We start from the raw sequence: 11554 nt of genomic DNA, 5'->3' as shown, positions 1-11554 counted from the left end.
TTTTTTAGCTTCTTTTTTATTTAATTTTATAGGATAACAACGACCTTTAAAAAAATAATTATGAAAAATCTAGCGATTTCCTGTTTACTACTAGCCTGTATCGGACTCCAAAGCTGTAAAAAAAATGAAAACGAGAAAGAGGCAGGAGCTGCTAAGGCGGATGCCGAAAAGATAGTAAGTACCGAATGTTATAAAGCAGTGTACGAAAAAGATACTATTGATTTAAAACTGAATACCTTAAAAAGCGGAAAATTAAGCGGGAACATGATCATGAAGGTTTTTGGTGCGCCTGAAAAAACAGGGGAAATCACCGGAGAATTTCATGGGGATACCTTATTTGCAGATTACACTTTTATAGAAATAACCAATAAAAATAAAACATTCAAAAATCCAATGGCGTTTCTAAAACGTGAGAAACAACTTATTTTAGGAAACGGAACCATGCAGACGACGATGGGAGTTACTTATTTGGTTAAAGATAAACCTATCGATTTTGAACGTGTGAAATATAAATTTGATACTGCTGACTGTACAGAGAAATCAAAATAAAATATACATTTCAAAACCTGTCGGATTTATTTCATAAAAAAGCCGTTTCTAATAGAAACGGCTTTTGTTATTTTTAGAATTTAATTTTTTATAAGACTTCTCCTTTAATTTTAAGGGCGACTCTGCCGTCAGGATAATTTACGGCATTGGTTTCAACTGTAATTGTTTTTCGAATCGGACCGGCAGCCATATTGTATTTTACATCAATTTTTCCTTTTTTTCCAGGTTGAATGGCAGCAGCAGGTTTTGTTACTACTATAGAACTAACGGTAGATTCTGCTCCGATGATTAATAAGGGTGCATCTCCTGTATTGGTAAATTCGAAAGATCGAAGGCCGTTATCATTTTTTGAGATTTTTCCATAATCAATTGTATTATCCGGGGCTGCAAATTCAATTTTAGGGCCGTTTTGTGCATAACCAATTGTGCTAAACAATGCGATTATAATAAAAGTGGCTACATTTTTCATTCGAAATTGTTTTTAAGTTGTAAGTAAATATACTCTGATTTAATTAATACACAAATTATTATTTCTCTTTTTATAATGTACTTAATTATTTACTTTTGCTGTCAGTTACAATTACAAAAATTGAACCAATTTTGTTTTGGTTTAATTGTTTAACTGTTTAATCATTTAATTGATTTCTGAAATTGTGGTTCAAAACAACCAAAAAGCAAATCAACGATTATCAACAATTTAACGATTAAACAATTATACGAATTAACGATTAAACATATCCACGATTAAACAAACCTATAAATGAGTATTCCTGCACAATTTGACGCTAAGACGATCGAGAATAAATGGTATGATTACTGGATGAAAAACAACTATTTTCATTCAGAACCAGATCATAGAACACCTTATACAATTGTAATTCCGCCGCCAAACGTCACAGGAGTCCTGCACATGGGACATATGTTGAATAATACAATTCAGGATGTTTTAATACGAAGAGCGCGTCTGAAAGGATTCAACGCCTGCTGGGTTCCCGGAACAGATCACGCTTCAATCGCTACAGAAGCAAAAGTTGTGGCGAAACTGAAAGCGGAAGGAATCAATAAAAATGATTTAACACGCGAAGAATTTTTGGCCCATGCCTGGGAATGGACCGATAAATACGGTGGTGTAATTTTAGACCAGCTTAAAAAGTTAGGGGCTTCCTGCGACTGGGAACGTACCAAATTTACAATGGACCCCGATATGTCTGCTTCCGTAATTCGTTCTTTCGTTGATTTATACAACAAAGGATTAATTTACAGAGGTTACCGAATGGTGAACTGGGACCCGGAAGCGAAAACCACTTTGTCTGATGAAGAAGTAATTTACGAAGAACAACAAGGCAAATTATTTTTCTTAAAATATAAAATTGAAGGTTCTGAAGATTTCCTGACCATCGCCACAACTCGTCCTGAAACGATTTTTGGGGACACTGCAATTTGTATCAATCCAAATGACGAACGTTTTACCCATTTAAAAGGCAAAAGCGCCATCGTTCCTATCTGCGGAAGAGTAATTCCGATTATTGAAGATGAATATGTAGATATCGAATTCGGAACAGGATGTTTGAAGGTGACTCCGGCGCACGATATGAACGATAAAACGTTAGGAGAAAAACACCATCTTGAAATCGTTGATATTTTCAATGAAGATGCTACATTAAACAGCTTCGGATTGCAGTATCAGGGAAAAGACCGTTTTGTGGTTCGTACCGAAATCGCAAAAGAATTGGAAGAAATTGGAGCTTTGGCAAAAACTGAAATCCATTTGAATAAAGTGGGAACGTCTGAAAGAACCAAAGCCGTAATTGAACCAAGATTATCTGATCAATGGTTTTTGAAAATGGAAGATTTGGTAAAACCGGCTATTCAGTCAGTACTGGTTGACGGAGACATTAAATTGCATCCAAAACGTTTTGAGAATACTTACGCGCATTGGTTAAACAATATTCGTGATTGGAATATCTCCCGTCAGTTATGGTGGGGACAACAAATCCCGGCCTATTATTACGGAGACGGAAAAGAAGATTTCGTAGTAGCTGAAAACATTGAAGATGCTTTAAAATTAGCGAAAGAAAAAACCAATAACCAACAGCTAACAACCAGTAACCTTAAACAAGATGTTGATGCCTTAGATACCTGGTTTTCATCCTGGTTATGGCCAATGTCTGTTTTTGGCGGAATAATGGATCCGGAAAGCGAAGATTTTAAATATTATTACCCAACCAATGATTTGGTAACCGGTCCGGACATTTTATTTTTCTGGGTAGCGAGAATGATTATTGCAGGTTACGAATATGCCGGAGAAAAGCCATTTACAAATGTATACCTGACAGGTTTGGTACGTGACAAACAACGTCGTAAAATGTCTAAATCATTAGGAAATTCTCCTGATCCTTTAGATTTAATCGATACATTCGGTGCCGATGGTGTTCGTGTAGGATTGCTTTTGAGCGCTTCTGCCGGAAACGATATTATGTTTGACGAAGAACTATGCAATCAGGGAAAAGCATTTTCGAACAAAATTTGGAATGCCTTTAAACTAATAAAAGGATGGGAAGTTTCAGCAACGATTCCACAGCCGGAATCCTCAAAAGTAGCCATCGAATGGTATGAAGCGAAATTGCAGCAAACGCTTGTTGATATTGAAGATAACTTCGACAAATACAGAATTTCAGATGCATTAATGGCCATTTATAAATTGGTTTGGGATGATTTCTGTTCCTGGTTTCTTGAAATGATCAAACCTGCCTACCAACAGCCAATTGACAAAAAGACGTTTGATAAAGCAATTGAAATGTTAGAAAGTAACCTGAAATTACTTCATCCGTTTATGCCTTTCCTAACAGAGGAAATCTGGCATTTAATTGCTGAAAGAACTCCGGAAGAAGCTTTAATTGTTTCAACCTGGCCGGAATTAAAATCATTTGATGCAAAATTAATAAGCGATTTTGAAAATTCAATTGAAGTAATTTCCGGAATCAGAACCATTCGTAAAGACAAGAATATTCCGTTTAAGGATGCCATTGAATTGAAAGCGGTAAACAACGATAAAGCTTCCACTTACTTTGATTCGGTGATCACGAAACTAGGGAACATTACTTCCTTAGAATATGTTTCTGATAAAGTAGACGGTGCATTATCTTTCCGTGTAAAGTCAAATGAATATTTTATTCCGATTACAGGAAATATTGACGTTGAAGCTGAAATTTCAAAACTGAATGCTGAATTAGTATATACACAAGGTTTCTTAAAATCAGTGCAGTCGAAGCTGGCCAATGAAAAATTTGTTGCCGGAGCACCGGAAAAAGTTTTGGCTAACGAAAGACAAAAAGAAGCTGATGCATTGGCAAAAATTGCTACAATTGAGCAAAGTTTAGCCGGTTTGAAGTAAGAATCAGAATCAGGTTTTCTATAAAAAAATAGGCTGTCTTCAAAAAGACAGCCTATTTTTTTTACTATTTGTCATTCCGAGGAATGAAGGAATCTCATTCGAAATGACAAATTATTTTCTCCTCTTCAAAACCAAAAACAAAGGATAAGAAATTAAGGTAATCACGACTATAATTCCGAAACCTTTAGGATCACTGTAAACAAAACCAAGCAGCAATGCAAGGGAAACAATAATGGCTAAGATCGTCAGCCAGGGATGAAATTTCGAACGGTAAGGTCTTGGTAAATCAGGTTCTGTAGTTCTTAATTTCAAAAGCGAGAAATAAGCCAGTCCCCAAACGATGATAGAGGTAAAGGCCGCGAATGAAAACAATACTTCAAACGAACCGATACAAATTAAAAATAAACTGAATAAGGACGAAACTAAAAGCGCAACAATTGGAGTACCGCCTTTGTTGACTTGTGTTCCTTTTTCGATAAAAAAACCATCTCTGCTTAATCCAAACAAGATTCTTGGGGGAATCATCATAAAAGCATTCAAAATACTAATCAGTGAAAAAATAGAAATGACGATCACGATCACGGCTCCGTTTTTTCCAAAAATAATATTAGCAACATCCGCAGCCGCTAAATTAGATTTTGCAATCGTCTCAACTGATAAAACGTGGAAAAAAGCAAGGTTCAAAAGAACATAAATGGCAATTACAAGTAAAACGCCACTGTACAAAGAGCGTGGAATATTTTTACCCGGATCATCATTTTCCTCTGCAAAAAAGCAAACGCTGTTCCAGCCATTATAGGTTCCGATGATTAACTGAAGCGATTTGAAAATTCCAAATAATAACCCAATCTGAAAGAAAGAATTGTCTTTTTGAATAACCGGTACTTTCACATCCGAATACATAAAACAGGCAACCACCAGACAGACAAAACAAATCACTTTCAGAAAACTGGTGATTTGCTGAAAGGCACTTCCGTTTTTAACACCGCTTAAATGCAGTAATACAAAAGCCACTAATAACGAAATAGCAATTACGGTCGAATAATTTTTTAAATCCGGAAACAAAATGATGATATATTCGCTGATGACAATACAGTAAAAAGCAGGTGGAATGGCATTGGTAATATAATCAAACCAGCCTGATAAGAAGCCGGCATAGTTGCCAAAAGCTCTTTTGATATAATTGTAAGAACCTCCGGCTTTAGGAAGCATCGTAGCCAGTTCCGCGTACGAATTGGCACCTATCAGGACGAACAAGCCACCAAAAAGCCAGCAGGCAATGATGAGCCAATAATTATCCAACAATCCCGCGATCGTGCCGGGCGTTCGTAAAATCCCAACTCCAATTGTTCCTCCAATTAACACTGCAATATTAAAACTTAGACCGAGACTTTTCTTTAATTGGTTCTTTTTGGAATCTGACATGTTTAAAATGTTTGTTTTGATTTGATGGGTAAAAGTAAATATAATTATATCACTTTCTTTTGTTAAAAGCAAAAACCTCATCCGGTAAGGGATGAGGTTTGGTATATTAAAAATTAAATCGAATTCAAATTATTAGAACTTGTAACGAAGGCTTGTCAGAATCTGGCGTGGTGCTATCGGATTCACACTGTAATTTTCGTGTACCGTGTAATTTAACTCGTTTGTAATATTGGATAATTTACATAAGAACGAAAATTTTCCCCATTCATAACCCGCAGAAACATCAATAGTAGTATAACCTTCTAACGGAATATCACGATCTCTGATAGTAATTACATAGGTAGGTGGCGTAGTTGCTGGCGTAACAGCGGTCCATAAATAATCATCGTTCCAGCCTCCCGTGCGATTTCCAACATAATTACCAATTGCTCCAAAAGTCAGTCCTTTTAATGTTCCGCTTTGCAATTTATAGAAAAAGCTCAAATTGGCAGTATTTTTTGGAGTTCTTGCCAAAACGTCTCCAACAATAAGACTTCCATTAGTTCCGGATGATTTAGAAACTTTAGTCTCATTAAAACTGTAACCAGCTATAATGTTCAAACCTTCAACTGGTCTGGCCGTGATATCTATTTCAAGTCCTTTTCCTTTTGTAGCCCCAACTAATTCTTTTAAATTGCTGTTAGCATTTTGCGTAACGCCATCTTGTAAAAATTGCGCAGTTTGTGCCAGGTTATTATTCTCTATTTGATAAACAGTAACGTTTGTACTCAAAAGACCTTTCCAGAAATCTTTTTTAATACCTACTTCAAATTGATCAATAATAGAGGGATCTAAAGGTTTTGAATCTACCGTTGTTCCTGTATTAGGCGTAAAAGAGTTCGAATAACTTGCAAAAATCGAAAAATCGGTTGTTGGCTGAATTACCAATCCTGCCTTTGGCGAAAAAGCTCTGTTTAACGTTTTGGCTCCGGTTACAGGAACTGCATTTTCATAAGGAGTTGTAATAACATTTACATTATTCTGTTTCTCGATTACTTCTTTTGTAGTGGTAGCTTCACCTTGTTGCCAGGACCAACGTAATCCTGCCAGAACTTTTACGTATTTATTGATAGAAACCAAGTCTTGAAAATAAGCTCCAAAACGTTGTGTTTCTGTACTCGTTAATTGCGTAGTTCTTGTTGGGTAAGGAATAACAGTACTTTGCGTGCTGTAATCATAGGTGTATAAGTTTATTGCTGTAGCTTCTGTTGTTAAAAGGTCTGCTGGTTTTCCGGGAGCATAGAATCCAAAAGTATAACTTGGAGCGAGAGAGTTTTCGTAGTCAACACCTGTAAAAATTTGGTGTTTTATGCTTCCTGTATTAAAAGTTCCCTGTAAACTCAATTGGTCACCAAAAATTTGTTCAGCAGCATCTGCTTTTGTCAAACCACGTTTCCAGTTTCCGTTAGCTTCAATGGTACTTAACTGCGCTGTAGAAGTTTGTGTTCTTCTGTAAGACTGAAAAGAAGAATTGAAGTTTAATTTCCAATTTTCATTAATATCATGATTGAATAATAACGAAGCACTTGAAGATTTTGTATTTCCAGTTGACCAAAGTGCACCAAAGAATTCGTTACGGGGCAAGTCTAAAATAGTTTTACCATAGATTCCTGTTCCGAAGTCAGGAGTCCAGTCAGCGCTTAAATAATCTCCCTGTAATGTAATCTGAGTTTTATCTGAAATTCTAAATAAAAACGAAGGATTTACATAGATACGCTCGTTTTTTACGTAATCTCTAAAGCTTTCTGAATTCTCATAAGAAGCCGTAATTCTATAAGCAATGGAGTTATTTAACGGGCCATAAAAATCAATTGTAGGTTTGTAAAAAGAATAGCTTCCCACCTGCATCGCTACCTCGCCACCTCGAGTGAATTTTGGGGTTTTGGTAACTAAATTCAGGATTCCACCAGGAGCAACATTTCCAAATAATAAAGCCGAACCTCCTTTTAAGAATTCTACTTTTTCCAAAGAAGAAACTTCCGGAATAGAACCGGCATTGTAACGAAAACCATTTTTAAACATATTATTACCAGACATGTCATATCCTCTGGAGAAAAATGATTCCTGAGCACCACCACGGGCAGAACCCACATAAACACCATTGGCATTTTTGATAACTTCACTTAAACGAATCGCTTGTTGCTGCTCGATTACTTCAGCTCCGATAACCTGCAGGCTTTGTGGATTGTCCATCGGTTTTAATCCCGAACGAACTGCTGTAACAGGTTTAGGTTCTCTGTTGGTCGTAATCAATACTTCATTAAGGACTTCTCCTTTTTTGTTTTTTACGGTATCATGTACAGAAGCCGTATTTTCAGCAGTTGTATATTCCTGGCTGTACGAGGCAAAACTTAAAAAAGATAAAACGAATAGTAAATTATATCTCATGTTGTTTATTAAGAATAATTAAAAATAATTTTTTTGCAAATATAATTAGCTATATGTTCTTTAACAAAGTTTATTTAGATTAATTATTATTAATATTGTAACTTGTTGTTTTTTAGCATTTTGATTTTTTAATTAACAGGAAAAATATTTTTAATTTGTTATATGTGTTAATGATTACTGTTAAATTTATAGTTTGAAGCAACAAAAAAACCTTGCTGAAAGAGCAAGGTTTTTGAGAAATAAAGCGATTATTTAACTGTAATCAGGTAAGTAGCCATTTTCCAGATTTCATCATATTTTTTGCCGTTATGTTCTCCGGCAGATTTATCGGTATGAGCATATTCAACCATGTAATTTCCGGACCAGATTGGAGTAAAGGAAAATAAACCTTTATCGTCTGTCCATAATTCTTTTTCCCAACCGTTTGGAGCAATTACCTTAATCTTTGTTTCTTTTGCAGAAGCACCTTCATACAAAGCAAATCCGGATATTTTTTCGTTCTTTTTGGCTATATCAGCATTTTCAGAGAATAAACCGATTTGGTTTTTATTGGCCGTTGCATAATTTCCGGCAGTTTTATTTCCAACCACTATAGTGGCACTCGAATTGTAATCTAATTTCATTGTTCCGTAAACTTCACCAACGGTATGGTGCATCACAATAGTATAAACACCATCTTCATCGGGTGTGAAAAAGGCCTGATACTTATTGTCAAGGGCTTTTGCAGTTAGTTTTGTTTCCTTTTTTGAAGGGCTGACCAGTATTAAAGAAAAGTCTTTTAAATCAGAAAACCATTTATCTGCTTTGGTAATATCATTTTCAGAGAATTCTCCGAAGTAAACTGAAATTTCCTGAGCCTTTCCTTTTGTTCCGGTTGCTTTAGTTTCAATCCAAAGGGCGTGAGCAAACAGTTGCGGACTTGCTACTAACATAAATAATAAAAAAGCGACTGACTTTAAAGTTTTAGATTTCATAAGATGAAGTTTAAATTATTGATATAATTATTTTTTACAAACTTAAGCCTTATTTAGAATAATTAAAAATAAAAGATTAAATTTTGACTTTATTTTGCCCTTTTTTTGAGTATTGTTTTCTAAAGGGCAGTAAATTTCTTTAAAAATATAAAAAAGAAAATGCCTCAGACCATCCCTGTTTTCGGATGGCCTAAGGCATTTTTTAAGGAATTGAAAGGATTAAAATTTAATAGCGAGATTAACCCCTAAATTAAATGGGGCCTGAGAAACGCCATAAGCATCCCAGTATTTTTTATCCCCTAAATTATTCGCTTTAACACCAACTCTCCATTTTGGCTGGTCATAAAACAAAGCGGCATTGTAAACAGAGTAGGATGGAATGAAAAAGCCTTCATCATCAAATTTGTATTGCTTGTCAACATAATTGCCTCCAAACCCAAGTCCGAAGCCTTTTAGTACATTTTGAAATTTATAAGACAGCCAGAAGTTGACTACGTTTTCCGGAGCATTAGAGGATTTCATTTCTCCAATAGCCGGATCTGAAGATTTTAATTGGTTGTCATTGTAAGCATAGCCTGCCATAATGTTTAAACCTGCTACTGGGGCTGCAATAATTTCAAAATCGAAACCTTTACTGACCTGCTTGCCATCCTGAAAACTGTAACCGTCACCATCTGTTCTTAAGGCATTATCAATATTGATGCTGTAATAACTGATAGTCGTGCTTAATTTTTTGTCAAAAGCTTCCACTTTAATTCCTCCTTCATACTGATTGGCGTAAATTGGGTCCAAAATTAACTGTGATTCATCCGGTTGAGATACCGGAGCGGCATTTTGAAAACCATTCATATAATTTGCGAAAACTGAAACCTGATCTTCAATAACCTGGTATACTAAACCAAATTTTGGGGACAAAGCAGTTTGATTATATCCTTTTGTATCTTCGATTTTTTTCTGAACAAAATTGTCTAAACGAAGACTTAACATAGCAGAAAAACGATCTGTAAAATTAATAACATCAGAAGCATAAACACTAAATGTATTTTCCTCCGGAACGGCATAAACAAGTTCTGATACTACCGCGTCAACAGCTTTTCTGCGTATAGGTTCGTAAGCCTGTGTGATGTCAATATTATCCAGAACTCCTGTTGTACCATAGGTGAAAGCTGTTTTAGTGAATCTGTAGTTGGCGCCCAGTAATAATTTGTGTTTAATACTTCCCGTGGAAAATTCACCGTTAATATTTTCCTGAAAATTCGTGTATTTGTTAACTACCGGGCCATAACGCGAAACGCTTCTGGTTACTTGTGTTGGCGAACTCCAGGATGTATAATATTGGTAACTGTGATCTACATCTTCGTCTACAAAAGAAAAAAGAGTAGTAGATTTCCAATTGTCGGATAATTTATATTCTGCCTGAGCAAAAACTTTTGATGAAGAGGTCTGAGCATCTGCATCATCGTTAAATAACGTTTTTCTGTAATCCAGTTTAATATCATTTGGATTTGTAATTCCGGCTCCGTAAGAGCGTGCATACATCGGACGTGTATTGTTGGTGTTGTAAATTTCGGTGTCAACACTTAAAGTAAGTTTGTCTGTTGCTTTGTAAATAAAGCTCGGGGCAAAAAGAAATGTTTTATTAAAGCCATAGTTCAGGAAACTATTTTCTGTACTCAGAGAGGCATTTAATCGAAACAATACTTTATTATCGGCTGTCAGCGGGGTGTTAAGATCCAGTGCAACACGGTTGAGTCCAAAACTTCCGCCCGTGTAGGCTATTTCGGTTTTTGGTGTTTCAAAAGGTTTTTTGGTCACCAGGTTCACTACACCTCCAAAAGAAGAAACCGAAGATCCGAACAAGGTTCCAGATGGTCCTTTCATGATTTCTATACGCTCCACATTGTCAACAGAAACAGAACTTCTTCCGGAAACTGTTTCCATTCCGTTTCTCGCATTAATACCCGTATTGAAACCTCTGAAAGTAATTCCCAAACCTCCCGAAGGAAAAATAATGGGTACTGCGCCAGGCGAGTTCTGAACCGCACTTTTAATATCAATTGCGATTTGTTCCTTTAAAAGTTCTTTCGTGATGATATTGTAAACCTGCGGGTTTTCCAGATTTTTTAGTGGCATACGCGATACATAATCTGTTTTTTTGGAAATCATTTTATCATTGTTAATGATCACTTCCTTTAATTCTTTATCCGAAACATTCAGTTGCAGGTTAAGCGTTGTCGTTTCGCTTTCTGTAACGTTTACTTCTTGTTCCAGGGTTTCGTATCCGGTTAAGGAAACCTGTAAAGTATAAGAACCGGCTTTTACTTTGCTAAATTCAAAAGCACCATATTCATTGGCGCTGGTACCATATTTTGAGTCTTTAAGGATTAAATTTACGTCAGATGCCGGCTTGCCGTCAGAGGTTGTGATGTTCCCTTTTATTTTTCCGTTGCTTTGTTGTCCCAAGACGGTAAACACTGAAAATAGCATACTGACCAAAAGGAAATATTTGGACTGTTTTCTTGTTTTTAATTTCATGGCTTTTAAATTTGGTTTAGAATTATTATTATTTAGATTGAATAAAAACAGTGCAAATGTAAAGAATACTATTTCCTTAACAAATATTATTTCACTTGATTTGAGGTACTTTTTGTTATATTTTCTGCACTTTTTTTTAAAATTGGGCAAATGGGAAATAAAGTGAGTTAAAATTCTGACGATTATTAAAAAAGATAAAAAGGGTAGAAGTTACATTTCAAAAACCTTAATTTTGTCGCGTTAAAATGAA

At 35.6% G+C, this 11554-nt stretch carries 7 protein-coding genes; 2 read left to right on the top strand and 5 right to left on the bottom strand.

Annotated features, from left to right (window positions below; translation table 11 throughout):
* Positions 1-60 precede the first annotated feature (60 nt).
* Positions 61-549 carry a hypothetical protein gene (locus EV142_RS11595; RefSeq protein ID WP_132035843.1) on the top strand — a complete coding sequence of 163 codons (489 nt, stop codon included), beginning with the start codon at positions 61-63 and terminating at the stop codon, positions 547-549.
* A gap of 88 nt (positions 550-637) precedes the next feature.
* On the opposite strand, the gene EV142_RS11590 is transcribed toward EV142_RS11595, so the two are convergent.
* Positions 638-1018: a DUF1573 domain-containing protein gene (locus EV142_RS11590; protein WP_132035840.1), complete on the bottom strand. Its 381-nt coding sequence runs from the start codon at positions 1016-1018 to the stop codon at positions 638-640.
* Between the two features lie 291 nt (positions 1019-1309).
* Here EV142_RS11590 and EV142_RS11585 point away from each other — a divergent pair, with 291 nt between their 5' ends.
* Positions 1310-3943, top strand: coding sequence for a valine--tRNA ligase (locus EV142_RS11585; RefSeq protein WP_132035836.1), 2634 nt, complete (start codon positions 1310-1312; stop codon positions 3941-3943).
* A 111-nt stretch (positions 3944-4054) separates the two neighbouring features.
* On the opposite strand, the gene EV142_RS11580 is transcribed toward EV142_RS11585, so the two are convergent.
* The 4 genes from EV142_RS11580 to EV142_RS11565 form a co-directional block, all read right to left on the bottom strand.
* Positions 4055-5368: an APC family permease gene (locus EV142_RS11580; protein ID WP_132035833.1), complete on the bottom strand. Its 1314-nt coding sequence runs from the start codon at positions 5366-5368 to the stop codon at positions 4055-4057.
* A 132-nt stretch (positions 5369-5500) separates the two neighbouring features.
* Complete coding sequence (locus EV142_RS11575) at positions 5501-7795, bottom strand: TonB-dependent siderophore receptor (RefSeq protein WP_132035830.1); 2295 nt, start codon at positions 7793-7795, stop codon at positions 5501-5503.
* Positions 7796-8043: 248 nt separating this feature from the next.
* Positions 8044-8769: a DUF4198 domain-containing protein gene (locus EV142_RS11570; protein ID WP_132035827.1), complete on the bottom strand. Its 726-nt coding sequence runs from the start codon at positions 8767-8769 to the stop codon at positions 8044-8046.
* A 219-nt stretch (positions 8770-8988) separates the two neighbouring features.
* A complete protein-coding gene (locus tag EV142_RS11565) occupies positions 8989-11304 on the bottom strand; it encodes a TonB-dependent receptor (protein ID WP_132035824.1) in 2316 nt (771 codons plus the stop codon).
* Positions 11305-11554: the final 250 nt, after the last annotated feature.

The organism is Flavobacterium circumlabens (assembly GCF_004345565.1).
GTDB classification, from domain to species: Bacteria; Bacteroidota; Bacteroidia; order Flavobacteriales; family Flavobacteriaceae; genus Flavobacterium; species Flavobacterium circumlabens.
This window is presented reverse-complemented; position numbering and strand designations above follow the sequence as displayed.